Origin of the sequence: Kitasatospora sp. NPDC004615, from assembly GCF_042873545.1 — a bacterium.
In the GTDB taxonomy this organism is placed as follows: domain Bacteria; phylum Actinomycetota; class Actinomycetes; order Streptomycetales; family Streptomycetaceae; genus Kitasatospora.
Window position 1 is genome coordinate 90,646 of sequence record NZ_JBIALQ010000004.1, and the last position, 23,147, is coordinate 113,792.

Annotated in this window: 25 protein-coding genes, 2 pseudogenes and 2 CRISPR repeat arrays (1 of these 29 running past the window's edge); of the genes and pseudogenes, 14 read left to right on the forward strand and 13 right to left on the reverse strand. The window is 71.1% G+C overall.

What is annotated here, in order from left to right; all coding sequences use genetic code 11:
- Positions 1-178: a CRISPR direct-repeat array (repeat unit 37 nt) (it extends 670 nt beyond the left edge of the window).
- Between the two features lie 100 nt (positions 179-278).
- The 9 genes and pseudogenes from ACFYS8_RS15220 (at position 279) to cas2 (ending at position 7,476) form a co-directional block, all read left to right on the forward strand.
- Positions 279-584, forward strand: a complete 306-nt coding sequence (locus ACFYS8_RS15220; RefSeq protein WP_387640897.1) for a transposase — start codon at positions 279-281, stop codon at positions 582-584.
- A gap of 5 nt (positions 585-589) precedes the next feature.
- Positions 590-1,492 carry an IS3 family transposase gene (locus tag ACFYS8_RS15225; RefSeq protein ID WP_387642126.1) on the forward strand — a complete coding sequence of 301 codons (903 nt, stop codon included), beginning with the start codon at positions 590-592 and terminating at the stop codon, positions 1,490-1,492.
- 593 nt (positions 1,493-2,085) lie between these two features.
- Positions 2,086-2,745, forward strand: coding sequence for a type I-C CRISPR-associated protein Cas5c (cas5c, locus tag ACFYS8_RS15230; RefSeq protein WP_387642128.1), 660 nt, complete (start codon positions 2,086-2,088; stop codon positions 2,743-2,745).
- 4 nt (positions 2,746-2,749) lie between these two features.
- The gene (locus tag ACFYS8_RS15235; RefSeq protein ID WP_387640899.1) at positions 2,750-3,076 is read left to right on the forward strand and encodes a hypothetical protein; all 327 of its coding nucleotides are present in this window, start codon (positions 2,750-2,752) and stop codon (positions 3,074-3,076) included.
- A 9-nt stretch (positions 3,077-3,085) separates the two neighbouring features.
- Complete coding sequence (gene cas8c, locus ACFYS8_RS15240; RefSeq protein WP_387642131.1) at positions 3,086-4,543, forward strand: type I-C CRISPR-associated protein Cas8c/Csd1; 1,458 nt, start codon at positions 3,086-3,088, stop codon at positions 4,541-4,543.
- 50 nt (positions 4,544-4,593) lie between these two features.
- Positions 4,594-5,487 carry a type I-C CRISPR-associated protein Cas7/Csd2 gene (gene cas7c / locus ACFYS8_RS15245; RefSeq protein WP_387640902.1) on the forward strand — a complete coding sequence of 298 codons (894 nt, stop codon included), beginning with the start codon at positions 4,594-4,596 and terminating at the stop codon, positions 5,485-5,487.
- Between the two features lie 98 nt (positions 5,488-5,585).
- Positions 5,586-6,155 (forward strand): annotated as a pseudogene (gene cas4, locus ACFYS8_RS15250) (CRISPR-associated protein Cas4); the annotation flags it as partial.
- Positions 6,152-7,186, forward strand: a complete 1,035-nt coding sequence (cas1c, locus tag ACFYS8_RS15255) for a type I-C CRISPR-associated endonuclease Cas1c (RefSeq protein WP_387640904.1) — start codon at positions 6,152-6,154, stop codon at positions 7,184-7,186. The pseudogene cas4 and the gene cas1c, both read left to right, overlap by 4 nt.
- A complete protein-coding gene (gene cas2 / locus ACFYS8_RS15260) occupies positions 7,186-7,476 on the forward strand; it encodes a CRISPR-associated endonuclease Cas2 (RefSeq protein WP_387640907.1) in 291 nt (96 codons plus the stop codon). The genes cas1c and cas2 overlap by 1 nt, the downstream gene beginning before the upstream one ends.
- Before the next feature lie 139 nt (positions 7,477-7,615).
- Positions 7,616-8,383: a CRISPR direct-repeat array (repeat unit 37 nt; unit sequence GTGGCGGTCGTCCCTCGGGACGGCCGAGGATCGCAAC).
- Between the two features lie 390 nt (positions 8,384-8,773).
- Here the strand turns inward: cas2 and ACFYS8_RS15265 are convergent.
- Entirely contained in the window at positions 8,774-8,908 is a 135-nt protein-coding gene (locus ACFYS8_RS15265; protein ID WP_387640909.1) for a hypothetical protein, read from the reverse strand.
- 677 nt (positions 8,909-9,585) lie between these two features.
- Positions 9,586-10,389: an exodeoxyribonuclease III gene (locus ACFYS8_RS15270; protein WP_387640911.1), complete on the reverse strand. Its 804-nt coding sequence runs from the start codon at positions 10,387-10,389 to the stop codon at positions 9,586-9,588.
- 210 nt (positions 10,390-10,599) lie between these two features.
- Here ACFYS8_RS15270 and ACFYS8_RS15275 point away from each other — a divergent pair, with 210 nt between their 5' ends.
- Positions 10,600-11,376 carry a GntR family transcriptional regulator gene (locus ACFYS8_RS15275; protein ID WP_387640914.1) on the forward strand — a complete coding sequence of 259 codons (777 nt, stop codon included), beginning with the start codon at positions 10,600-10,602 and terminating at the stop codon, positions 11,374-11,376.
- A gap of 212 nt (positions 11,377-11,588) precedes the next feature.
- Here the strand turns inward: ACFYS8_RS15275 and ACFYS8_RS15280 are convergent, their stop codons facing one another.
- Positions 11,589-12,740, reverse strand: coding sequence for an ROK family protein (locus tag ACFYS8_RS15280; RefSeq protein WP_387640916.1), 1,152 nt, complete (start codon positions 12,738-12,740; stop codon positions 11,589-11,591).
- Between the two features lie 355 nt (positions 12,741-13,095).
- Here ACFYS8_RS15280 and ACFYS8_RS15285 point away from each other — a divergent pair, with 355 nt between their 5' ends.
- The gene (locus ACFYS8_RS15285) at positions 13,096-13,791 is read left to right on the forward strand and encodes a class I SAM-dependent methyltransferase (RefSeq protein WP_387640918.1); all 696 of its coding nucleotides are present in this window, start codon (positions 13,096-13,098) and stop codon (positions 13,789-13,791) included.
- Between the two features lie 192 nt (positions 13,792-13,983).
- On the opposite strand, the gene ACFYS8_RS15290 is transcribed toward ACFYS8_RS15285, so the two are convergent.
- Positions 13,984-14,631 carry a hypothetical protein gene (locus tag ACFYS8_RS15290; protein WP_387640921.1) on the reverse strand — a complete coding sequence of 216 codons (648 nt, stop codon included), beginning with the start codon at positions 14,629-14,631 and terminating at the stop codon, positions 13,984-13,986.
- 143 nt (positions 14,632-14,774) lie between these two features.
- Between ACFYS8_RS15290 and ACFYS8_RS15295 the strand changes: the two are divergent.
- A pseudogene (locus tag ACFYS8_RS15295) lies at positions 14,775-15,197 on the forward strand (GNAT family N-acetyltransferase).
- A 22-nt stretch (positions 15,198-15,219) separates the two neighbouring features.
- On the opposite strand, the gene ACFYS8_RS15300 reads toward ACFYS8_RS15295, so the two are convergent.
- Positions 15,220-16,005 (reverse strand): SDR family oxidoreductase, encoded by a 786-nt coding sequence (locus tag ACFYS8_RS15300; RefSeq protein WP_387640923.1) that lies wholly within the window; start codon positions 16,003-16,005, stop codon positions 15,220-15,222.
- Positions 16,006-16,120: 115 nt separating this feature from the next.
- Positions 16,121-16,705 (reverse strand): TetR/AcrR family transcriptional regulator, encoded by a 585-nt coding sequence (locus ACFYS8_RS15305; protein WP_387640925.1) that lies wholly within the window; start codon positions 16,703-16,705, stop codon positions 16,121-16,123.
- A gap of 156 nt (positions 16,706-16,861) precedes the next feature.
- Here ACFYS8_RS15305 and ACFYS8_RS15310 point away from each other — a divergent pair, with 156 nt between their 5' ends.
- Positions 16,862-17,239, forward strand: coding sequence for a nuclear transport factor 2 family protein (locus tag ACFYS8_RS15310; protein ID WP_387640928.1), 378 nt, complete (start codon positions 16,862-16,864; stop codon positions 17,237-17,239).
- A 40-nt stretch (positions 17,240-17,279) separates the two neighbouring features.
- Here ACFYS8_RS15310 and ACFYS8_RS15315 read toward each other — a convergent pair whose 3' ends face one another.
- The 7 genes from ACFYS8_RS15315 to ACFYS8_RS15345 all read right to left on the reverse strand — a co-directional run bounded on the left by ACFYS8_RS15315 (position 17,280) and on the right by ACFYS8_RS15345 (position 22,276).
- A complete protein-coding gene (locus tag ACFYS8_RS15315; protein ID WP_387640931.1) occupies positions 17,280-18,230 on the reverse strand; it encodes a GDSL-type esterase/lipase family protein in 951 nt (316 codons plus the stop codon).
- 146 nt (positions 18,231-18,376) lie between these two features.
- Positions 18,377-19,078 carry a LysR substrate-binding domain-containing protein gene (locus tag ACFYS8_RS15320; RefSeq protein ID WP_387640933.1) on the reverse strand — a complete coding sequence of 234 codons (702 nt, stop codon included), beginning with the start codon at positions 19,076-19,078 and terminating at the stop codon, positions 18,377-18,379.
- Positions 19,079-19,206: 128 nt separating this feature from the next.
- A complete protein-coding gene (locus ACFYS8_RS15325) occupies positions 19,207-19,437 on the reverse strand; it encodes a hypothetical protein (RefSeq protein WP_387640936.1) in 231 nt (76 codons plus the stop codon).
- 45 nt (positions 19,438-19,482) lie between these two features.
- Positions 19,483-20,115, reverse strand: a complete 633-nt coding sequence (locus tag ACFYS8_RS15330; RefSeq protein ID WP_387640939.1) for a M15 family metallopeptidase — start codon at positions 20,113-20,115, stop codon at positions 19,483-19,485.
- A 131-nt stretch (positions 20,116-20,246) separates the two neighbouring features.
- Entirely contained in the window at positions 20,247-20,540 is a 294-nt protein-coding gene (locus tag ACFYS8_RS15335; RefSeq protein WP_387640942.1) for a DUF1330 domain-containing protein, read from the reverse strand.
- Positions 20,541-20,777: 237 nt separating this feature from the next.
- A complete protein-coding gene (locus tag ACFYS8_RS15340) occupies positions 20,778-21,539 on the reverse strand; it encodes a dienelactone hydrolase family protein (RefSeq protein WP_387640944.1) in 762 nt (253 codons plus the stop codon).
- Positions 21,540-21,697: 158 nt separating this feature from the next.
- Complete coding sequence (locus ACFYS8_RS15345) at positions 21,698-22,276, reverse strand: dihydrofolate reductase family protein (RefSeq protein WP_387640947.1); 579 nt, start codon at positions 22,274-22,276, stop codon at positions 21,698-21,700.
- A gap of 93 nt (positions 22,277-22,369) precedes the next feature.
- Here ACFYS8_RS15345 and ACFYS8_RS15350 point away from each other — a divergent pair, with 93 nt between their 5' ends.
- On the forward strand, positions 22,370-22,954 hold the full coding sequence (locus tag ACFYS8_RS15350) for a TetR/AcrR family transcriptional regulator (protein WP_387640950.1): 585 nt from the start codon (positions 22,370-22,372) through the stop codon (positions 22,952-22,954).
- Positions 22,955-23,147 lie beyond the last annotated feature (193 nt).

The following is a 23,147-nucleotide window of genomic DNA, read 5'->3' on the forward strand; positions in this document are numbered from 1 at the left end:
GCCCTTCGGGGCGGCCGAGGATCGCAACGCCGACTACATGACCAAGGAGATGACTGGCGGCGACACGTGGCGGTCGCCCTTCGGGGCGGCCGAGGATCGCAACGGCGGCGACACTACGGACCAGGCCGTGGTCGAGCTCGAGTGGCGGTCGCCCTCCGTGGCGGCCGAGGATCGCAACTCGCTCCACAACTACCTGCCCGATGCCCACGTGAGGTTCCCCCGCTGACCTGGACAGCTTGATACTGGGACGGATGGTCCCGGAGGAAGCAGCCCAGGTAGTGAGCAAGCAGAGCAACAGGAGCAAGCGGTACACAGCCGAGTTCAAGCGCGACGCGGTCGAGCTCGCGCTGTCCTCGGACAGGACTGTCACCGAGGTGGCCCGGGATCTCGGCGTCAGCTCCGAGGGGCTGCGGAACTGGGTCAACCAGGCGAAGGTGGACCGGGGCGAGGGCCCGACCGGCGCCCTGACCAGCGCGGAACGCGAGGAGCTGGCCCGGCTGCGGCGGCAGAACCGGGAACAGCAGCAGACCATCGAGCTTCTGAAAAAAGCCGCGGCCTTCTTCGCGCAGGAGACGCTGAAGTAGGCGCCCTGTGCGCCTTCGTCGACGCGGAGAAGGCCACCGAGACGAACCCCGGCGGCTTCAGCGTGGCACTTCTGTGCCGCGTCCTGGGTCTGCCGCGCTCCACCTACTACGCACATGCCGCCACCGCCCCGGCCCGGCGGGTTCGGCAGCGGGCCGAGGAGAGGCTGGTGGGTGAGATCCGGGTGCTGCACGCCGGCTCGCGCGGCGCCTACGGTGTCCCCCGGATCCACGCCGCCCTGGCGCGGGCCGGCCGGGTGGCCAACCGCAAACGCATCGAGCGGCTGATGCGCGAGCACGACATCACCGGCATCACCCGCCGCAGGCGTCGGGGGCTGACCCGGCAGGCCAAGCGGGCCGTGTTCGCCACCGACCTGATCGGCCGGGACTTCACCGCCCCCAGAGCCGGAATGCGACTGGTCGGCGACATGACCGAACTGGTCACCGGGGAAGGGAAGTTGTATCTGGCGACCTGCATCGACCTGGCCACCCGGGAGGTGGTCGGCTGGGCATTGGCGGACCACCACCGCGTCGAGCTGCCGGTCGCCGCGCTGAGGCTGGCGGCCGGACGCGGACAGTTGGAGGCAGGCTGCATCATGCACACCGACCGCGGCAGCGAGTACACCAGCAGTGAATTCCGGTCTGTGATAAGCGAGTTGGGAATGAGACAGTCGATGGGAAGGGTCGGCTCCTGTTACGATAACGCCGCAGCGGAGAGCTGGTTCGCCCTGTTCAAGGCCGAAATCGGCACCACAGTGTGGGCCACCCGAGCCCAGGCCCGGGCCGACATCTTCCGCTTCATCGAGGTCGAGTACAACCGCACCCGGCTCCGCAGGCACCCCCAGCTCGGGTACCTCACCCCATTTGAAACCCGGGCAAGACTGCGGCACGACTTCACCCCCGCAGCGTAGAAACCCGCTGTCCGAGATCAGGGGGGAACTTCAACGTGAACGAGTGGCGGTCGCCCTTCGGGGCGGCCGAGGATCGCAACCGCGACGCCGTCGACATGGGCACCACGTCCGACCTGTGGCGGTCCGCCCTTCGAGGCGGCCGAGGATCGCAACAACGAGGGGCCCGCCGATCTCGGGCTGCTGCCCGCGTGTGGCGGTCGCCCTCTGGGGCGGCCGAGGATCGGAACCGGGCAGAGTTGCGGCCGTGCGGCATGGAGATTTCCGGTCATTGCTGACTGCTGTTCGGTCGTGGATCGGTCGCCATCGATTCCTGGATGATCTTTGGAGTGGGATTGTTGGCCTTTTTGCCTGTTCTTGGCTGATGCCGATCGAACCTGCTCTCCATGGTGGGTGCGGAGAAGCGTCTGCGCTCCGGTCGTTGTCGGTGGGCTGGTCTACGGTCGCCTCGGCGCAGCAGAACTGATGGTGCGTCATCTTCTGTGTGTGGAAAGGCGATTGTGGTGGCCGGAAGGGTTGCTGCGGCGGGGGAGCGGGATGCTCTTGCTCGTCGTCGGGGGAATTCGGGGTGGGTGTTCCCGGATCTGGTGGTGGAGGTGTGGGGGCCTCTTGCGTGTTTCACCAGGCCGGAGTTGAAGTCGGAGCGAGTGAGTTATCCGGTGATGACTCCGTCGGCTGCGACGGGGGTGTTGGAGGCGATCTACTGGAAGCCCGAGTTCCGGTATGTGGTGCGGGCGATCGAGGTGCTGCGGCCGGTGCAGTGGATGCAGGTGCGTCGCAACGAGGTGAAGTCGGTCGTCACGGCGAAGAAGGTGCAGGAACTCCAGACTGTCCCGGGCGCCCGGTACGACGTGGAGGAGGACCGGGATCAGCGGAACACGATGGCGTTGGCGGACGTCGCGTACCGGATCCGGGCGCAGATCGTGGTGGCGCGGCACGCGAACGCGCCGGAGGAGAAGTTCCGGGAGCAGTTGCGTCGGCGGGTGGACCGGGGTGCGTGTTTCTCGCAGCCGTTCCTGGGGTGCCGGGAGTTCAGTGCCTCGTTCGGGCCGGCGACCGAGGCGCCCGCGTTGGCGGGGCGGATCGAGGAGCTGGGGGTGATGCTGCACTCGATCGTCTACACGCCGAAGGGCGAGCGCTACCGGTGGTTCCGTGCGCGGCTGGTGGACGGGGTGATGGAGGTGCCCGAGGAGCCGCTGTCCGTGGACGCGGTGGCGATGCCGTCGGCGCCGTGGCGTGTCGACGGCGAGGGGTGAGCCGGTGCTGTTGCAGCGGTTGGCCGAGCAGGCCGGGCGGTTGGAGGGCCTGCCGCCGGAGTTCTACCGGTACCGGCAGATCGACTGGGCGCTGGTGATCGCGACCGGTGGCGCGGCCCCGTCCTTGGCCGATCGCCGGCCGCCGCCGAAGTCCAGGGGTGAGGCGACGGTCGAGGCGGTGCCGTATGTGCAGCGGTCGGGAACGCGCGTGCCGCCGTTCCTGCTGGTGGACACCGCCGAGTTCGTCCTCGGCCGCGCCCGCGGCGAAGGCGACGAGCACGGGCCGAGCGAGAAGGACGTGGCCGAGGCCGCCCGCCGACGAGGGGAGTAACTCGCCCTGCTGCGCCGCTGGGCGGACGCGGTGCCTGACGATCCGTCGGCCGGCCTGGCGCTGGAGGTACTCACCCGGGGCCTCGCCAAGAGCGAGGTCCCTCCGGAGGTGGACGCCCGGCACACGGTCGGCGTGCTGGTGGACGGCCGCTGGCTGCACGAGCGCGCATCGGTGCGGGAGTTGTGGGCGCGCGTCGTGCGCGAGCGCAAGGGCGCCGGCGGTGCGGAGCAGGAGCTGTGCCTGGTGTGCGGCGAGCCGGGCGATCTGCTGTCGACGATCCCCGAGCCGATCAAGAAGGGCGCGATCCCGTCGACCGGCGGCAGCAACGAGGCGCAGCTGGTCAGCGTCAACTCGCCCGCGCAGGGCCGTGGCGGAGCCGTCAAGCTGGTCAACACCCCGGTGTGCGACCGCTGCGGGGGCCGCTCCATGGCCGCGCTGAACACCATGCTCGCCTCCGGCCGGCACCGCCGTTCCCTGTCCGACGGCGTGCTGCTGTGGTGGACGCGCGAGCCCGTCGACGAGCCGCTCATCGAGCTCATCGACGACAACGACCCGGATCCGGACGCCGTCGCCCACCTCATCGACGCCCTCCACGAAGCTCCCGACCCGGCCGCTGCCGGCCGCGTCGACCCCAACGACTTCTACGCCCTCACCCTGGGCCTGAACAACGCCCGCACCGTGGTGCGGGAATGGCTCGACGTCCCCCTGCGCACCGTCAAGGCCAACCTCGGCGCCTGGTTCGAGGACCACGGCGTCCACGACGGCTGGCGCGGCACCACCCGCTACCTGCCCCTGTGGCACCTCACCCTCGCCGCCGGCCGCCACAACGGCACCCAGTACGTCAAGGGCACCGCACCCCACGGCATCGAACGCGAACTCCTGCACAGCGCCCTGCGCCGCACCCCGCCACCGGCGCGCCTGCTCCCGCTCCTGCTCCAGCGCATCCGTGCCGACCACCGCATCGACGCCCCGCGCACCGCGCTGCTGCGCCTCGCCCTCAACCGCTCCCACGACCGAACGGACCGCCCGATGCCCAGGCTCGACTCCGACAGCACCGACCCCGCCTACCTGTGCGGGCGGGCGTTCGCCGTCCTGGAGGCGATCCAGGCGGCGGCCCTGCCCGACGTGAAGGCCACCATCGGAGACAAGTACTTCGGCACCGCGATGACCGCCCCGGCCGCGGTCCTGGCCAACCTCCGCCACGGCGCCAACGCCCACCTCAAGCGGCTGCGCCGTGACAAGCCGGGTGCTCACGCCGCCCTGAGCGAGCGGCTGGCGCAGGTTCTCGGCGCGCTCACCGACGACCCGCCCACGCACCTGTCGCCCCGCGAGCAGGCCCGCTTCGTCATCGGCTACGAACAGCAGCGTGCCGCCGACTTCGCCGCCCGCGCCGTGGCAGCAGCTGCCAAAGCCGCCGCGAAGGCGGCCAAGGCCGCCGCGAACACCCCCGACGAACAGCCCTCCTGACCAAACGCCAATCCCCGTCCGTGTACCACTTCTTGGAGAACGAGACCGCCATGACCGACGCCCACCTCGACCCCGCCCGCAAGCACGACTTCGTGTTCCTCGTCGAGGCCGTCGACAGCAACCCCAACGGCGACCCCGACGCTGGCGGAAGCCCCCGCACCGACCCCGTCTCCGGACAGGGCCTCATCACCGACGTCGCCATCAAGCGCAAGATCCGCAACACCGTCGCCATGCTCAACCAGCACCAGCCCAAGCCCGGCTACGACATCTACGTCGAAGCCGGCGTCGCCCTCAACAGCCAGCACGAACGCGCCTACACCGCCCTCGGCCCCAAGACCCAGCAGGCCGACGCCCGCACCTGGATGTGCCAGACCTTCTACGACATCCGCATGTTCGGCGCGGTCATGAGCACCGGCAAGAAGCCCGCCGGCCGCGTCCAGGGCCCCATGCAGCTCACCTTCTCCCGCTCCATCGACCCGATCACCCCCCTCGAGATCGGCATCACCCGCGTCACCCCCACCAAGCAGGAAGACGTCGACGCGTTCAACAACCCCACCGAGGACAAGAAGGGCAAGGAGACCGAGATGGGCACCAAGCACATCGTCCCCTACGCCCTGTACCGCGGAGCCGGCCACTTCAGCGCCCCGCTCGCCAAGCGCACTGGCGTCACCGGCGACGACCTCGCCATGTTCTGGCGCGCCTTCGAGATCATGTTCGAACACGACCGCGCCGCCGCCCGCGGCAGCCTCGCCCTGCGCGGCCTCTACGTCTTCACCCACGACGACGCCTTCGGCCGCCTGCCCTCCCACACCCTCTTCGACCGCATCCGCATCAAGCAACTCCACGACGCCACCGCCCGCAGCATCACCGACTACGGCCCCATCGATATCGACGAAACCGGCCTCGCCGACAAGGGCGTCACCCTCACCCGCATCGTCGGATGACCCACCCCAACCCCCGCCCGGGAGACGGCGACCAACCCCAAGTCGCCCTCTCCTGGCTGAAGCACTACACCTGTTTGCCCTCTTAATGGCGGTCGTCCTTCGGGACGGCCGAGAATCGCAACACCGAGGACGCCGCCACCACCCGCGGAACCCTCCTCCACCAACGCGTCGACACCCCCGGCAACCGCGGACGCGGCACCATCCGCACCCTGCACGCCCTCCCCGTCTGGCACGACGAACTGGGACTCACCGGAACCTGCGACACCGTCGAACTCCACGACAACGGCACCATCCTGCCCGTCGAACACAAATCAGGCCGCTTCCACCCGGGCGGCCCCGCCGACGTCCAAGCAGCAGCCCAAGCCCTCTGCCTGCAACACATGTTCCAACGACCCGTACCCCACGCCGCGATCTACTCCGCAGCCGACCGACGACGCCACACCCTCACCATCACCCCCGAACTCCACCAACGGGTCGCCACCACCACTCAGGCCGTCCGCGAACTCCTCACCACCCGTCAACTACCGCCACCCGCAACCGACAACCGCTGCCGCCGCTGCTCCATGGCCACCATCTGTATGCCCACCGTCCTCACCCGCACCCGTCAGTACCACCACGCCCTCACCGACCTCTACACCCTCCCCGACGAAGAACTCACACACCCATGACCCTCGAACTCCTCAACACCCTCTACGTCCAAACCCAAGGCGCCGACCTCCGCCTCGACCAGGAGGCCCTCCGCATCCACCTCCCCGACACCCCCGGCCGCAAGACCCTCCCCCTGCGACGCCTCGACGCCATCGTCCTCTACGGCCACATCAACCTCTCCACCGAACTCCTCACTCGCTGCGCCCAGGACGGACGCCCCATCACCTGGATGACCCGCGGAGGACGCTTCCAAGCCCGCCTCGAAGGCCCCGTCCGCGGCAACGTCCTCCTGCGCCACGAACAACACCGCGCCCACACCGACCCCCACCAACGACTCGCCATCGCCCGCAACACCGTCGCCGGAAAAATCCGCAACAGCCGCTGGATCCTGCTCCGCGCCGCCCGCGACACCAACCCGACCGCACAGACCCGCATCCGCGAAGCCGCCGCCAAACTCGCCGAAGCACTCACCGACACCCAGCACACGGACACGCTCGACACCCTCATGGGCATCGAAGGAAACGCCGCCCGCAACTACTTCGCCGCCCTCCGCGACATACACCGCCCCACCGACGACATCCCCGCCTTCACCCACCGCAACCGCCGCCCACCGACCAACCCCGTCAACGCCACCCTCTCCTTCACCTACGGACTGCTGCGTAACCTCGTCCACGGCGCCATCGAACAGATCGGCCTCGACCCCTACATCGGCTTCCTCCACGGCCTGCGCCCCGCGAAACCGGCACTCGCCCTCGACCTGATGGAAGAATTCCGACCCGTCCTCGCCGACCGATTCGCCCTCACCCTCCTCAACCGCCGAGAACTGAGGGCCCACCACTTCGACACCCTCGCAGGCGGAGCCGTCAACCTCACCGAAGACGGCCGCAAAACGGTCCTCGCCGCCTGGCAGGAATGGAAGACCCAACCCTGGGAACACCCGGCAGCCGGCCGGACAGTCCCCGCCGCACTCCTCCCGGTCCTGCAGTGCCGCATCCTCGCCCGCCAGATCCGAGGCGACCTCCCCGGATACCTACCCTGGACGGCCGGCTGATGGACCTGCTGCTCACCTACGACGTTGACACCACCACACCCGAAGGCCGCCGCCGACTCCGGAAAGTCGCGAAGCTGTGCGAAGGCCACGGCCTGAGGGTCCAGAAGTCCGTCTTCGAGATCGTCGCCACCGACGTCGACCTCCTACACCTCCTCAACGACATCGGCAACACCATCGACGAGAACACCGACAGCATCCGGATCTACCGCCTCCCGCACAACGGCTTCAACGACGTACGGACACTCGGCATCGCCCGAGTGCAACGCCACCGTGAGGACCTCATCCTGTGACAGACCAAGCTTCGGAACCCCAAGTGCACACACGCCACGCGGATCGCACCGAAGCGCGATGTCCGAGTTGAGCGGAATCAGCCGGTGAACAGCCTCCCCATCACAGTTGCTCGGAACGCGTTCACCCTGGTCATATGCCGTGGCGGTCGTCCCTCGGGACGGCCGAGGATCGCAACCAGACCGTCGCAGACAGGCCCGGCGGCGGGCGGGCCGTGGCGGTCGTCCCTCGGGACGGCCGAGGATCGCAACCTCGCCCCCGCCCTGCGCGCCATACGAACCGACGGGTGGCGGTCGTCCCTCGGGACGGCCGAGGATCGCAACTTTGTGGTGCCCGCACCACCGAGAATGTAGGTGAAGGTGGCGGTCGTCCCTCGGGACGGCCGAGGATCGCAACACCCGCAGGTCGGTGCGGAGGCCGGCAGGTACCTCGCTGGTGGCGGTCGTCCCTCGGGACGGCCGAGGATCGCAACTCCCAGGCGTACCGGTCCTGGTGACGCCTGACCAGGTGGCGGTCGTCCCTCGGGACGGCCGAGGATCGCAACCACGCTGCGGCGGTCTCGGGCAACTCGGTGGAGGAGTGGCGGTCGTCCTTCGGGACGGCCGAGGATCGCAACTCGTCCGTCGGGTCGGCCCACCAGCGACGCCAGGCGGTGGCGGTCGTCCTTCGGGACGACCGAGGATCGCAACGAGTCGGACCAGGCCGTCAGCCACCCGACGGACCTGTGGCGGTCGTCCTTCGGGACGGCCGAGGATCGCAACAACGCCACCACCTCTCCGGTGTGGATCGGCGACACCGGTGGCGGTCGTCCTTCGGGACGGCCGAGGATCGCAACCTGTCGAGCGGCCTCGGCTCCGCCACCGTCGTCCCCGGTGGCGGTCGTCCTTCGGGACGGCCGAGGATCGCAACACTGTTGCCGCGGCGTCGGTCCGCTGCTCGCCGTCTGCTACATCGGCGTCCGGCGGCGGTACCTGGGGAACCTCGTTCACGAGTCTGCCCATTCCATTCTGATGGCCCGTTGCCGGACGGACCGCCTCGTAGGCCGGCTGCTGCCCGCTCTGCTCGGGGGAAGACTTCCTCCGCTACGGCCGCAGCCATTCCGTCCACCACGCCAAGCTCGGCTCGGGTGTTGGTCAGTTTCATCCTGGCGGATGATGCGCGCACGACCCGCGCACGATGTGACGGGGCGGGGCGGTGGATGAAGGTGTGGTTCCCGCGACCGAGGAGGGAACCCGCAGTGGATCGATTGGACCGGGTGGGTTGGCCGGCTGCGTACGGGGCGGCGCTGGTGATGACGCCCTATCTGTTGATCAAGGTCTCGTGGGTGGTCGGCGCGATCGCCGGACTCTTACCGATCGGCGACGGATTCGGCCTGGCCGGCTGGGTGGTGCTCAACGCCGTGACCATCGGCATGGCAGGCACCGCGATCGTCATGGCCCTCGCCCTCGTGCGGCCCTGGGGAATGCGGATACCGGGGCCGCTGGTGGCGTTCGCGGTCTGGGTGGGCTCGGGATTCCTCGTGGCCATGGAGGCAGAACCAGACGCCGACGGGCGGGCCAGGCGGCCAGGGCCGCGTCGGCCTCGGCGTGGGACCCGCAGGGGAGGCGGTGCACAGCGGCCAGGCGCAGGTCTGTGTGGCGGTGCAGGCATGCTTGCCGAAGGGCAGGCGCGGCGAGCGTTTGCGCGAAGGTGCCCGGCCGCAGCGGCCCCTCGGCGCGGCCCGCACGGCGGTGCGGGCCTGCCGGACACGGGTGCGCCCGGGGCGCTGACGTGGGCCGGCCTGGCCGGTGGCGGACTGCTGACGGTGGGCGACGTACTGCTGGTGCGGGCCCGTAGTGGGACGAGTGGCGGGGCAGTGCTTGCCCTCCCTCGCCAGATGAGAGGAGAAGCGCGGAGCCGGCCGGTTGCCCCTGGGGCCTTTCGGGCGCGAGGGGCGCTGTCACGCGTCCGGCCCGGCGCCGGGACGCGCGAGCGACCCCGCCACCAGCCGAAGCCGGGATGGCCGCATCGCCCCAGCCACCTACTCCCGCCCTGATGGGCGGTATGCATTCGATTGCCGTGACACCCCTTGCTGCCGCGCGCCGACGGCAGCAGCGGTTCGGATTCCCTGGCTAGAGCGTGTGGTCGAAGACCGCGGTGACCGGGGCGTGGTCGGACCAGCGCTCGGCGTGGGAGGCGGCGCGCTCGACGTACGCCTCGGTGCAGGTGGCAGCGAGTTTCTGACTGGCCATCAGATAATCAATCCTCCAGCCGGTGTCGTTGTCGAAGGCGCGGCCCCGGTAGGACCACCAGGAGTAGGGGCCCTCCTGGTCGGGGTGGTGGCGGCGCAGGACGTCGACGTAGCCGTGGTCGTCGAGGACGCGGGAGAGCCAGGCGCGTTCCTCGGGGAGGAAGCCGGCCTTCTTCTGGTTGGCCTTCCAGTTGCGGAGGTCGGCCTCGCGGTGGGCGATGTTCCAGTCGCCGCAGACCAGGACCTCGCGGCCCTCGGCGGCGGCGCGCTCGCGGAGGGCGCCGAGGTGGACGAGGAACTCGGCCATGAAGCGTTCCTTCTCGTCCTGCCGCTCGGTGCCGACCTCGCCGGAGGGGAGGTAGAGGGAGGCGACGGTCAGGCCGGGGAGGTCGAGTTCGGCGTAGCGGCCGGAGGTGTCGAACTCGGCGGAGCCGAAGCCGATTCGGGTGGCGTCGGGTTCGCGGCGGGACAGGACGGCGACTCCGGCGCGGCCCTTCGCCGCGGCCGGCGCCCAGACCGCGTGCCAGCCGTCGAGCCGGGCCAGCACCTCGCCGAACTGCTCGGTCTCGGCGCGGACCTCCTGCAGGCAGACCACCTCGGACTTGGTGTCGTCGATCCACTCCAGGAAGCCCTTCTTGGCGGCTGCCCGGATCCCGTTGACGTTGACCGTGGAAACACTCTTCACCCGGCGAGGGTACCGGGTTGCGGTTGCGTACCGGTTCGCCGTGCCCGGCAGGAACCCTTCCCATTGGTCTTGACCATGTCCACGGGCACCCCCTACTGTCACTTACTGCAAAGACCTTTAATAAAGAAGGACGGATAAAGCCCGCCCTCCCCACCTGCCAAAACCGGGGAGCAGTGGCGGGCCCCGACGGCCTTCAGGGTGGAGGACACGGTGGGGCAAGGAACGCTTCCGGCGGTTGCGGAGCCGAAGTACTGGCACCTGCGCTCGGTGCTGCTGCGCACCATGGACGCCGAGTTCTCCACCGGTCAGGTCATGCCCAACGAGCGTGAGCTCTCGGCCCGTTTCGGTGTGGCCCGGGCCACCCTGCGGCAGGCGCTCGACCAGCTGGAGCTGGAGGGCCGGCTGGTGCGCCGTCGCGGCATCGGCACGCTCGTCGCCGCCCCGCGCATCGGCATCCCGGTCGGCGACCGCGAGTCCGGCCGGGCCGGGTCCGCGCGCGGCCAGGAGTGGAAGGTCGTCGACTGCACCACCGCCGCCGCCCCCGCCGCGCTGGCCCGCACGCTCGGCATCGCCGAGGGCGAACAGGTGCACACGGTGCGCCGGCTGCGGATCGTGCAGGGCGTGACGGTCGCCGCCGAGGCGCTGCACGTGCCGGCCGCCGGGCTGCCGCGGCTGGCCGTGGTGGTGGACGCGAGCGACCGGGCCCGCGGCGTGCTGCGCCAGCTGGAGCGCCTGGGCGTCGACAACGAGTCCCGCTCGGTGGAACTGGGCGTGGCGGAGACCGCAGAGGCCGCGCTGCTGGAGCGCCCCCCGGGCACCCCGGTGCTGGTGGTCACCACCCAGTACGCGGCGGCGGGCCGGCTGGCGGCCGTCGGTGTCTCCACCTACCGGGCCGACACCTGCAAGCTGACCTTCGGCGAATCCGGCGCGGCCGTCCAGGTCGCCACCCCGGCTGCCGCCAACGTCGCGGCCACCGCCGCGTCCTGACGAGCCGCAGGCAGAAGTTTGACCGTGCCACCCCTGTTTGCCGCATCGGACCGGTGAACAGGGGTGGCACAGCTATGAGTTGGGCCGATCGAGAACCGGTGCGCACCTGAGCCCGCGACCGGTTCGGCGGCGGCCGGGAGCTGATGTCGGGCCGGGAGGGCCGACGGCCGACGGCGATCTCGTGCTGGCGGACCGCCTGCCGTGGGACGGCCTTACCGGGACGGCGGATCGACCGCGAACAGCTGTTCCTCGACGTGGTCGAGGGCGATTCGCAGTGCGCCCATCGCCACCACCTCGGAGCCGAGTGCGGCGAGGGCGACTTCGGGCGCGCGCAGGGTGTAGCGGGAGAGCTGTTCGCGCAGCGGTTCCAGGACGCCGTCCAGGCCGGCCGCCCAGCCGCCGACCACCACGAGTTCGGGGTCGAGGGCGAGGACGAGTGCGGTGACGTCGTGCACCAGGCGGCCGAGGAAGCGGTCCATGGCGACCTGGGCGACCTGGTCGCCCTCCCGGGCCAGTCGGAGGACGCGGGCCACCGCGGCCTCGTCCAGCGGGTCGAGGGGCTGGCCGGTGGTGGAGAGCAGGCGTTCGGGGGTGGCCTGCCGGCCGAGCAGGTGGAGCGCGCCGATCTCGCCGGCCGCGCCGCCGAAACCGCGGTGCAGCCGGCCGCCGATCAGTGAGCCGGCGCCGGGGCTGAGGCCGGCCATCACGAACACCACGTCGCCCTTGCCGACGGCGGCGCCCTTCCAGTGTTCGGCGATGGCGGCGAGGTTGGCGTCGTTCTCGATCACCACGGGGCAGCGGAACGAGCGGCGCAGCCGGGCGCCGAGGTCGAGGCCGGTCCAGCCGGGCATCGCGGTGCCGAGCCGGATGACGCCTTCGCGGTCGACGATGCCGGGGGTGCCGACGACGACCTCCCACAGGCTGTCCCGGGAGACACCGGCCTTCTTCAGGACCTCGGCGACCGTGGTGCGGAGCTGGCTGAGCCGCTCCTCGGCCTCCATCGACTCGTCCACCGGCTTGGCGAAGCTGGTGATCACCTCGCCGGCCAGGTCGGCGAGGACCACCCGCAGGTCGTGGACGCCGACCTCGATGCCGAGGACGTGCCCGGCCTCGGCGCGGAACCGGAACCAGCGGGCCGGGCGGCCGCGTTGGCGGCCGGACTCCTGGACGTGGTCGACCTCGGCGACGAGTCCGGACTCCAGCAGTCCTTCGATGACGCCCTCGACGGTGGGTCTGGACAGGCCGGTGTCGCCCACGAGTTGGGTGAGCGTGACGGCCTGTCCGGCGCGCAACGACCGCAGGGTGACCGCGGCGTTGATCCGCCGCAGCAGTGAGGAGTCGCCGCCGGTGAGCCGATCCGTCAAGTCGCTGCCCTTCCGCTTCGCGCGACTGCCCTGGCGCGCGGTGCCATGAACGCGGATCGCGGCGCACCGGCGTGTGGTGCCGGGCGCGCCCCCGCGCAAGCCGCCGCCCCTGGCCAGGCACAACGCGTGTGCCGTGAGTGCCGGGGCGTCTGCCCGGATCGTACTCGGGCACCCTCCGCGGAGCGAGCGTTTCCGCAGCTCATCATGGCTTCGGTATCGAAACGGTACGTGGTCTGTGATCAGTCGGTGATCGTGCGGCGGCATCCCGGTGGTTGTGTGGTGGCGTCCCGGTGATCGTGTGGTGGCGGATCCGGGTTGCGCGGTGGTGGCGATCATTGCCCCTAGGCTGTGCGCCATGGGGAACGACACCACCACGCTGCGGAGTGCCGCGGACCGTCATATCTCGTCCGCCGACACGGAGTTCGTGCGCGCCCACACCCGGCCCGGGCCGGTGCCGTTCGTGCCCGAGGTGCGGCTGCACATGGCGCAGGACGCGATCGCGCTGTGGGAGATCACCGAGCGGGAGCGCGGCGAGATCGGACTGCCGCCGCCGTTCTGGGCGTTCCCGTGGGCGGGCGGCGTCGCGGTGGCCCGGCACGTGCTGGACCGGCCCGAACTGGTCGCCGGGCGCACCGTGCTGGACCTGGCGGCGGGCTCCGGCCTGGTCGGCGTCGCGGCGGCGCTGAGCGGCGCGGCGCAGGTGCGGGCGGCGGAGATCGACGCGTACGCGGTGGCCGCGATCGCCGTGAACGCGGCGGACAACGGCGTCACGGTGACGGCCGAGTTGGCGGACGTGCTGGACGGTGACGGTGACGGCTGCCAGGTGGTGCTGGCCGGTGACGTGTTCTACGAGCGGGCGATGGCGGCGCGCTTCCTGCCGTTCCTGGAGCGCGCCGCCGCCCGGGGCGCGACCGTGGTGGTCGGCGACCCGGGCCGCGCCTACCTGCCGCGCGAACGCTTCACCGCGCTCGCCGAGTACGCCGTCCCGGTCGCCGCGGACCTGGAGGACGCGGCCGTGAAGACCACCACGGTCTGGGCGCTGCGCGGCTGACGCATCGTCAATTCCGGTCCGCCCGAAGGTTGGGCGAGCCCGAGGGGGCGGGTGGTGTACGGCGAAGACGGGTGATGTAGGGCGAGGACGGGTGGTGTGCGGCGAGGACGGGACGGGCGGCGGGTAGCAGTCCGTGCCCGACCAGGTCGGAGTCGGCGTGGGGGTGGAGTGTGCGTACGGGGTGTTCGGACGTCAGCTGGTGGACGGCGCGGGAGTCCGGCTGGGTGTCGCGGTCGGCGTCAGGTAGCACGGACTGGCCGACGGGGCCGGGGTGTCGACGGCCGGGAGCGGGATGCAGGTGTTCCGCGGCTGCCCCGGACCCCACAGCTCCAACGAGCTGATCCGGTACGGCCCCTGCTGGTACCAGCCGTGGAAGTACACCATCAGCGTGCGGGTGTCCGGCCCGGTGGTGACCGTCCCCGTCAGCTCGTTCCAGTCGTTCTGGTTCGACCACAGCGCGATGTCCGTGGTGCCGGAACCGGTGACGCCCGCGAACACGAACGGCCCGGTGACCCGGGCGCTCAGCCGGTACGTGGAGTTCGGCTCGACCGTGACGCGCTGGGTGCAGCCCGCGTAACTGCTGTCGGTCGGATGCCCCTCCAGCGTGCCGAACGCGTCGGACGGCGGCAGCACCAGGCCGCTCTCGCAGCTCCACGCCAGCATCCGATTGCCCTGATTGAAGTGCCCGTTGTCGACGACGTCGACGGTCGGCAGCGCCGCCGACGCGGGCGAGTCGAGGCCGAGGCCCAGGCCGACGCCGGCCAGCGCGAGGGCGGCGGCCGCGAGGCCGATCGGCAGGCCGTCGCGGCGGTAGTGACGGGAGGTTCTTTGCGCACGCATGCCATCTCCGAGGTGGGGAGGATCGGGACGGGAAGCGGTGCGAGGGAGTGGCCCACACCTTGCTGGCGCGGGGCCGGTGCCGTCAAGAGCGGGACCGTAAATGGCTGGTGGCGCGGGCATCGCCGCTGGTAGGAAGAGGCGCCATGAGCGAGTACGAACTGCGGGCCGCGCTGCCCGCCGACATCGACGCGGTGCTGGCCTTCTGAGCCGAGGCCGCCGAGGGCACCAGCATCAGCGACGACCGGGCGGGCGTGGCAAGGCTGTTGGAGCGCGACCCGCAGGCGCTGATCCTGGCGGTGGCGGAGGACGTGATCCTGGGTACGGTGATCGCGGGCTTCGACGGCTGGCGCTGCCACCTCTACCGGCTGGCCGTCCACCCGTCGGCCCGCCGCCGCGGCATCGGCGGCGCGCTGCTGGACGCCGCGCACGCCCGCTTCGAGGCGCTGGGCGGGCGGCGGGCCGACGCGATGGTGCTGGAGCACAACGAACTCGGGCAGTCGGCCTGGCAGGCGGCCGGGTACGGGCGCGAGGCGCGGTGGCGCCGGTGGACCCGGCCGCTGGGCTGAGCCGTCGTCAACTTGGCGTGCTTCAGGCGGACTTGAGGGTTCCGCCGTCGACGACGAGGTCGGCGCCGTGGATGTTGCCGGCCCGGTCGGAGAGGGCGAAGACCACCAGGTCGGCGACCTCCTGCGGAGTGGAGAGCCGGCCGGACGCGGTGCCCGCCTGGGTGGGCAGTCCGTCCAGCAGGGCATCGAGGGGGACGCCCATGGCATCGGCCATCCGGCCGCCGTAGCCGCCGGCGGAGGTCCACTGGTCGGTGGAAGTCGGGCCGGGCGAAACGGTGTTGACGCGGACCCCGCGCGGCGCGAGTTCCTCGCTGAGGCGCTTGCCGAACTGGGTGAGTGCCGCCTTGGCCTCCGCGTACCCCACCGGGGAGCCGGTGGGGATACGGGAGTTGATCGAGGACACGTTGACGATCGCGCCGCGCCGCTCCAGCAGGCTGGGCAGCGCGGCCCGGGTGGTGCGCACCGCCGACATCACGTTCAGGTCGAACAGCGACTGCCACTGCTCGTCCGCGACGTCCAGCACGCCGCCCAGGGCGAACACGGAGGCGTCGCCCGCGCCCACGTTGTTGACCAGCAGATCGATGCCGCCGAGCGCCGCCAGTGCCTGCTCGACCGCGCTCTCCGCGCCCTGGCGGGTGCTCAGGTCGGCCGTCGCGACGGTGGCGACCTCCGCCAACTCCTTTGTGGCGGTGCGGGTTGCGCCCACCACCTTCACTCCCTCGGCGGCGAGCGCGCGGGCGACGGCGAGGCCGATGCCGCGTCCCGCGCCGGTGACCAGGGCGGTGCGGCCGTTGAGTCCGAGATCCATGGTTCCTCGTTTTCGGTCGATATTCTTGAACTTGAGGTCAAATATTTGGGCATGCGAAACCGCGCGGGCGGCGCGGTCGATGCTTCTTCGGCGTCCGGGTTTCAGTGTCCGGGTTTCAGTGTCCGAAGACGGTGGCGACGGTGGTGTCGACGACCTCGAGGACCGCCTCGCGGTCGTAGGCCCGGGCCATCACCCGCAGTCCCGCGAGTGCGGTCATCAGGAACCTGGCCTGCGCGCCCGCGTCCACCGAGTTCGGGACGTCGCCCTCCAGCTTGCCCCGCTCGATGCGCGCGGCCAGCAGGTCGGCGCTGCGGTCGGTCATTCGGCGCACCGCGAACGCGGCGTCCGCGTCCCGTCCGCCGAGCTCCAGCGCGGTGTTGACGGCGAGGCAGCCGCGACGCACCGGGCCGTCGAAGTCCGCGTCCACCAGCATCGCCAGGAAGGCGCGGATGCACTCCTTCGTGGTGCCCGGCCCCGCCAGGAACTCCTCGGCCAGCTCGGCGCCGCCCCGGTCGTACGCGTCCAGCGCCCGCCCGAAGAGTTCCCGCTTGGAGCCGAAGGCGTGGTAGAGGCTGCCCTTTCCGATGCCCGCCGCCTCGGCGAGTTCGGCCGGGGAGGAGCCGGCGTAGCCGTTCGTCCAGAACACCTCCATCGCCTGCGCGATCGCGGTGCCCTCGTCGAACTGCTTCGGTCGTCCCATGACCTGACGGTACGACATATTTGACCTCGGGGTCAATAATTCGTGGGCCGCGGCCGCGGCTTGTTCCACCCACCCGTCGGCGTCCTGCACGTCGATCGCTCCGAAGTCCCCCGCCGGAGTGCCGACATGAACCGGGCCGGCTGGTATTACTGGGACATGCAGGAAGAAACCGCACGCTCCGCGATCGACACGTTCATCTCCGCGTTCAACGCCTCGGACGACAGCTATGTGACTGCCCTGCTCTCCCAGGCCCTGACCTCGGACGTGGTCTTCTGGGGGCCGTTGGGCCGCAGCGAAGGAATCGCGGCGGTCGAGCGGTTCGTGCTGGACATCCGACGCCACCCGGCGGGGACCGGCACGATGACGCGCTGCTCAGCAGTGGACATGCCCGACGAATGGGCCCGGTACCAGTGGGTGTTCACCATGCCGGACGGAGGCCCCCGCCTGGCGGGAACGGACGTCGTCCATCTACGACGGAGCCTCATCGACCAGGTCATCGTCTTCGCGGGCGAGATCGAGCCGTTCGCCTCCTGAGTCGTCCACCTGTCGCTGTCCTTCTCCTGAACGGCAGGGGTCAGCAGCTGTGGCTGCTCAGCTGCCGGTAGAGCTCCTTGTGTCCGTCCGGGGTCGGGTGCACGCCGTCGACGAACTGGTGGGGCTGGTCGCGGAGGGGTTCCCACATGTCGATGAAGTCGATGTGGTTGTCCTCGCACCAGGCCTGGAGGGTGACGCGCAGGGTGAGTGCTCGCGCCGTGGTGAAGCGGAGGCCCTCGTAGTCGTCGAGCCGTGTTTCGTCGAGCCAGGACGGTCCGACGACGACCATGCGGGCGTTGTGGCGCTGGGCAGTTGCGGCCAGCGAGGCGAGATGGTCGGCGAGCGAGGCAAGATGGTCGGCGAGGTGGGGCATTTGGGTGTCCGGCGCGGCGACCGGCACGGCCGAGTCGTTGATCCCGGCGGCCACGACCAGCGTGTCCGGGTGGCGGGGAGCCAGTAGCGGGGGTGTCTGCTGGGCGACGTCCGCCAAGGTGCTGCCGGGGATGGCCAGGTTGAAGACCCGGTGGGCGTTCTCGTCCAACGCGATGTGCGTCGCCGCCAGGTGTCCGGCCCAGCCGCCCTGGGGGTCGCAGCGGCCGTAGGCGATGCTGTCGCCGACGATCACGATGCGCGCCGCAGGGCGCAGCGGCCTCGCGTCCAGGTAGGACCAGGCCGTCCGGCCCGAGGTGAGGACCACTCGTCGGCGGGCGTAGTCGTCCACCTCGTAGGCGTCGGCAGCGGCCAGTTCCTGGTCGGTCAGGTGCAGGACGGCGCCCTCGACCGTGCCGCCGAAGTCGCGTACCAGGGTGAGGTGTTCGTGCCGGCCGCTGGTGGCGATCACGGATTCGTCGGTGATCGTGAGGGGCCTGGTCGTGTGACCGGCCAGGGAGGCCGTGGTCGTCGGCACCGTGCGGCCGAAGAGGGTGGTTTGCACCTGCGGGTCCAGCAGCGTGCCGAAGCAGAACAGGGCGTGGGGGCGGGACTCGGTCACTGCGGTGCCGTGGCCTTTCACTCGGAACGATCACGTCACCTTATCGGCCCGTGGAAGCCCGTCCCTGTGCCGCTGACGAGGGCACTTCGCCCGGGCCGCGCGCGCATGCTTGTCGGTCGGACTGCTCGCGGCGTCATGTGTGCGCGCTACTGGCCGAGCAGGTGGGCGAAGTCGTAGCCGAGGCCGCCGAGCGTCGGAAGCGCGCCCAGGTCGGTGATTGCGCCGACGGGGATGCTGTAGGTCTGGTCCGGGGTGAGGGTGGCGGCGGCAGCGGCCGGGGTGGAGGCGAGGAGGAGGGTGGCGAGGGCAATGAGGGCGGTGCGCACGGTGGACTCCTCTGGGGGCCGGGGTTGACGCTTGGTCAACGGGCGGGCAGGGGAAGGGGTGACGGGGGACCGCCCGTTCGGGTGCAGAGGAGGGTGCGTCAGGACGGGAGGGTGCGTCAGGACGGGAGGGGGCGTTAGGACGGGAGGGTGCCGGCTTCGGTGGTGAGGCGGGTGGCCAGCTCCTCGGCGAGGCGGGCCGCGGGGCCCGCGGCGGCGGGAGAGGGCGAGGCCGAGGTGGCGGCGCGGGGCGGGTTCGGCGAGGGGGAGGGAGAGCAGGTCGGGGTGGTCGGTGAAGCCGATCCGGGGGATCAGGGCGACGCCGATGCCCGCGCGGACCAGTGACTGGGCGAACTCGTAGTCCGTCGCGGTGCAGGAGATCCGCAGGTCCACCCCAGCCGGCGCGCCGAACCGGACGAGCTGCCCGGCGGACTTGCCGCAGCCCAGGATCCAGCGCTGGTCGGCGAGTTCGGCGAGGTGCAGGTCGGTGCGGTGGGTCAGCGGGTGGCGTCGGGGAAGGACCACGCGCAGCGCATCCTCGGCGAGCGGCGTCCAGTCCAGGCCGGAGCGGTCGCCCGGGCGGGCAGGCGGTCGCCGAGGCCTCGGCGGCGCGTCGCAGGTGCCGCGGGTCGCCGTTGACCGTCCACGAGTCGTCACCGGGCCGGCCCCGGTCGCCGGAGGGAATCGACGAGCGCGGGGTCGATGCCCCAGTCGGCGTCCCACCCGAACGCGAGCACCGGCGTCCGCAGCCGCCACAGGGCCAGCGCGGCGGCCTGGCGCTGCTGGACGGGCGTGAGTGCGGCTGATCGCCCGGTCGGTGCCGGGTCGTCCTGCCGGAGTTTCTGGTGCGTCGTTTCCCGCTCGTGGGTAGGTGATTGACTCAAGGGACGTCGATGCCCCCGCACCGGGGTCTCGCTGGTTCGAGGTGGTCAGGCCGGTCCGTAGATGGCGCTGCCGGCCTTGGTGACCAGTGCCCAGTACCGGTCGCCGTAGGACCAGTGCCACCACTCGGTGGGGTAGTTGACGAAGCCGGCGTCGCCCATGGTCCGGGCCAGGAGGTCGCGATTGCGGCGCGCCCGGTCCGACAGTCCCGGGGCGTCCAGCGGACAGTACTTCTCGTCCCCCGTGCGGTGGCCGTTCACGGCGCCACCCATGTCCAGCTCGACGCCCTCGGCATCAACGAGCGTCAGATCGAGCGCCGCCCCGGCACAGTGCGGCGCCACCTCGACCGGGGAGACGAAGGCGCTGGCCCGGCGCCGCAGGTCGACAGGGCCGGTGATGCCCGAGCGGCGCAGGCGGTCCTCGTAGCGGGCGAACCGCCGCGCCTGCTCGGTGCTGCTGCGATGCCCCTCTACGACAAGGAACCTGACGCCGTCGGGAAGCCGTTCGGACGCCGAGCGCAGACGTTCGAGCACGCCGGTCCTGACCCGGCCGTAGGCCCCCGCCTCGTCCCGTTCCCGGGAGTCCAGCGCAGTCGCCGGGACCGAGGCGATCTCCGCGAGAGGCTCGCCGCAGTCCTGCACGGGGATGTTGACCACCTGGGGATCGCTCAGCAGAATCATGGACCCTGAGCCTAGAGCTTGTCCGGCCGCCCGGCCCAGACCGGCAGCGCTGCGCCGCACGCAACACCGTCGAACGAGTCGTCAACAGGCTCGAACACGCGTGATCGACCGGGCAAGCTCCAACTCATCGGTCAGTCAAGGCCTTCGATGATGCGGAAGTCACGCTCGACGGCGTCGCCGAGGACGACCAGCGCCTCCTGGTATGCCTCGCTCTCGCGGGCCGCAACGGCCTGTTCGAAGCTGTTGAACTCGATCAGTATGGTGCGCCCGGCGATTCCGGCGTCGTGTGCGACGACCTGACCGTCACGGGCGAGGACCCGCCCGCCCCCGGCTCGGACGGCCCGACCGGCCAGCTCGTTGTAGGCAGCCAGCTTCTCGGGGTCCGAGATCGTGCGGTAGGAACTGACCCAGTAGCCCTTGGCCATGGAGCCCTCCAGTGTTTGAAAGAGCACTTCCGACTTCGACTTCATACTTCAGATCGACCGCACCCGGCGACTGATATTCGGGCTGCTGCGGAGTCCTCGCCGGTCGGCCCCGATTCGGCCCCGATTCGGCCCGGCCGGTCCGGCCGGTTCGTGCTCGCAGGACCGGAGAAGCGGTGGCCGGAGTGATCGATCAGGCTGCCCCTGGCGCCGACGGGCGGCGTTCGGGGCGTCAGGGCGTCAGGGCTTCAGGGTGGCGAGGGCAGCGAGGATGCGGGACCAGGCGTCGGCGGATTCGGTGGGGCGGAAGGTGGCCGGGCGGTCGGGGCAGAGGAAGCCGTGCGGGGTGTCGGGGTAGGAGACCAGCTCGTGCGGGACTTCCGATTCGGTGAGGCGGGCGTCGATGCGGGACCAGTCGATGGGTGGGACGAGGTGGTCCTCGGTGCCGACCAGGCCGAGGACGGTGGTGCCGTGGGCGGCGAGGGTGGCGGCGCCGGTGGGGGTGAGCGGGGGCTGGGGGGCGGCGGTGAACGGGGTGGTGTCGGCGTCCAGCAGCCAGCCCGGGTAGCAGGCGACGATCAGGTCCAGCGGGAGGCGGGTGCCCGCGACGAAGGCGAGGTGGCCGCCGGCGGAGAAGCCCGCGAACGCCCGGCCCGGGCCGGCGCCGAGGGACGCTCCGACGGAGAGTGCGGCGGCGGTGTCGGTTGCGACCTGGTCGGCCGTCAGGGCGGACAGCAGTCGGAAGCCCTCGTCCCGGCCCGCCGCGTCGTACGGCAGATCCGCCCGGGGGACGGTGCGGCCGAAGAAGTCCGGCGCGACGGCGGCGTAGCCCGCGGCGGCCAGCTGCTCGCAGACACCGCGCACCCAGGCCGTCACCCCGAACAGTTCCATCCCGACCGCCACGGTGGCCGGCGGCGTGACGCCCTCCGGAACGGCGACGAACACCTCCGGGCCGGTGGTCTCCGGCCGGGTCCAATACGTCCTCGGCTTCGGCGAGTTCATCGTCCGTGTCCCCCTCGTACGGCCCGGCGCGGCGCCGGTCGAGGCCACGCTACCCGGACGGGGCGGGCCACCGGGCTGAAGGCGCGGGGGAGTTGGGTGTCCTGCACGTCCGGCGGGCGGGGGCCCCGGCGCCGCGCGGGCGTCCGGGCGTCGCGCGGCTACGAGGCCGGGCGGTAGGTGGTGACGGTGCCGCCGTTGCTGAACTCCAGCGTCTCGACGGGGGCGAACGGGCGCGGGCGGAAGTCGCCGGCGAAGGCGGGGAGGCCGGTGCCGGCGACCACGGGGTAGCGCTTCCAGATGAGTTCGTCGATCTCCGGGAGGAGTTCGCCCGCGAGCTTGGCGCCGCCGCAGAGCCAGATGTCGCCGTCGCCGGGCTGCTGCTTCAACTCCCGTACCAGGCCCAGCGGGTCGGTGCGGACCACGTTGACCGCAGGGTCGGTCGGTTCGGGGAGGGTGGAGGAGACCACGTACTGCTTCAGGTGGGCGTAGGGGCTGGTGACGCCGATGTCCAGGGCGGGGCGGTAGGTGCCAAGGCCCATCAGTACGGTGTCGAAGCGCTTGTTGGGCGCCCCGTCGAGGCCGATGTGGGGACGGGCATGGGTCGGCATGGTCTCGGGGAACTCGGCCCGGAGGTAGTCCACCATGTCGTCGCACTGGGGGTAGAAGTCGAACTCACCGGCCGGGCCGGCGATGAAGCCGTCGATGGAGACGGCGACGTAGTACACGAGCTTTCGCACTCGGTGCCTTTCGAAGAAGGGTGACCACTCGGTCTGTAGTACTCTGCTTGGAGTGGTAAGAACGTAGCACTACGAGTGGAGTGGTTACAAGCGATGGCCCGAAGCAATCCCGAACGACGCGTGGCACTGCTCGACGCCGCGATCGAAGTCCTTGCCGAGGAAGGTGCCCGGGGGCTGACCTTCCGGGCAGTCGACCAGCGCGCCACCGTCCCGACCGGCACCGCCTCCAACTACTTCAGCAACCGCGACGCCCTGCTCACCCAGTGCGCCGAGCGCGTCTACGAACGCCTCGGCGCCGACCCCGAGGCCCTCGCCCAGGGCCTGACCGGGCCGCGCGACACCGCGCGGGTTGCCGAGCTGATGCACCAACTCGTCGACCGGATCGCCGACTTCCCGACCGGCTTCCTCGCCCTGCTGGAACTCCGCCTGGCCGCGCTGCGCCGCCCCGAGCTGCGGGAGACGGTCACCCGGCGGATCGGCGCGGACCTCCAGTTCAACATCGACTACCACCTGGCGGCGGGCCTGCCCGGCGACGCCACCGCGGTTCGGCTGCTGTACCTGGCGCTGAACTGGCTCATCCTGGAACGCCTCGCCCTGCCCGACCTGTTCACCGCCGAGCAACGCGCCGAGCTGGTGGACGAGTTGGTGACCCGGGTGATCGGCGCGCCGGCGGAGTAGCGCCACCCGCTGCGCGGGGCGGGAGGGGCGGTGGCGCGCCTGGCGCTCGGTGGTGTCGGGTGGCCGTCGCGCGGGTGTGCAGGTGGTCGACGGCCGGCCTGTCGTGCGCGCGGTGCTTCGCGGGGCGTCAAGTGACGGTCGGCGTCGGCCAGTTCGATGGGGTGGCGCGAGTCGGTCGGCTCGCCGGGGGAGA

What these genes read in the sequence shown, in the direction of transcription:
- ACFYS8_RS15350 (WP_387640950.1), top strand. Translation starts at nt 22,370, where the DNA reads ATGGCCCGAAGCAATCCCGAACGACGCGTGGCACTGCTCGACGCCGCG.
- ACFYS8_RS15310 (WP_387640928.1), top strand. Translation starts at nt 16,862, where the DNA reads ATGCAGGAAGAAACCGCACGCTCCGCGATCGACACGTTCATCTCCGCG.
- ACFYS8_RS15290 (WP_387640921.1), bottom strand. Translation starts at nt 14,631, where the DNA reads ATGCGTGCGCAAAGAACCTCCCGTCACTACCGCCGCGACGGCCTGCCG.
- ACFYS8_RS15330 (WP_387640939.1), bottom strand. Translation starts at nt 20,115, where the DNA reads ATGATTCTGCTGAGCGATCCCCAGGTGGTCAACATCCCCGTGCAGGAC.
- cas1c (WP_387640904.1), top strand. Translation starts at nt 6,152, where the DNA reads ATGACCCTCGAACTCCTCAACACCCTCTACGTCCAAACCCAAGGCGCC.
- ACFYS8_RS15335 (WP_387640942.1), bottom strand. Translation starts at nt 20,540, where the DNA reads ATGGCCAAGGGCTACTGGGTCAGTTCCTACCGCACGATCTCGGACCCC.
- ACFYS8_RS15265 (WP_387640909.1), bottom strand. Translation starts at nt 8,908, where the DNA reads ATGACGATCGCGGTGCCTGCCATGCCGATGGTCACGGCGTTGAGCACC.
- cas7c (WP_387640902.1), top strand. Translation starts at nt 4,594, where the DNA reads ATGACCGACGCCCACCTCGACCCCGCCCGCAAGCACGACTTCGTGTTC.
- ACFYS8_RS15285 (WP_387640918.1), top strand. Translation starts at nt 13,096, where the DNA reads ATGGGGAACGACACCACCACGCTGCGGAGTGCCGCGGACCGTCATATC.
- cas2 (WP_387640907.1), top strand. Translation starts at nt 7,186, where the DNA reads ATGGACCTGCTGCTCACCTACGACGTTGACACCACCACACCCGAAGGC.
- ACFYS8_RS15305 (WP_387640925.1), bottom strand. Translation starts at nt 16,705, where the DNA reads ATGGGACGACCGAAGCAGTTCGACGAGGGCACCGCGATCGCGCAGGCG.
- ACFYS8_RS15340 (WP_387640944.1), bottom strand. Translation starts at nt 21,539, where the DNA reads ATGAACTCGCCGAAGCCGAGGACGTATTGGACCCGGCCGGAGACCACC.
- ACFYS8_RS15300 (WP_387640923.1), bottom strand. Translation starts at nt 16,005, where the DNA reads ATGGATCTCGGACTCAACGGCCGCACCGCCCTGGTCACCGGCGCGGGA.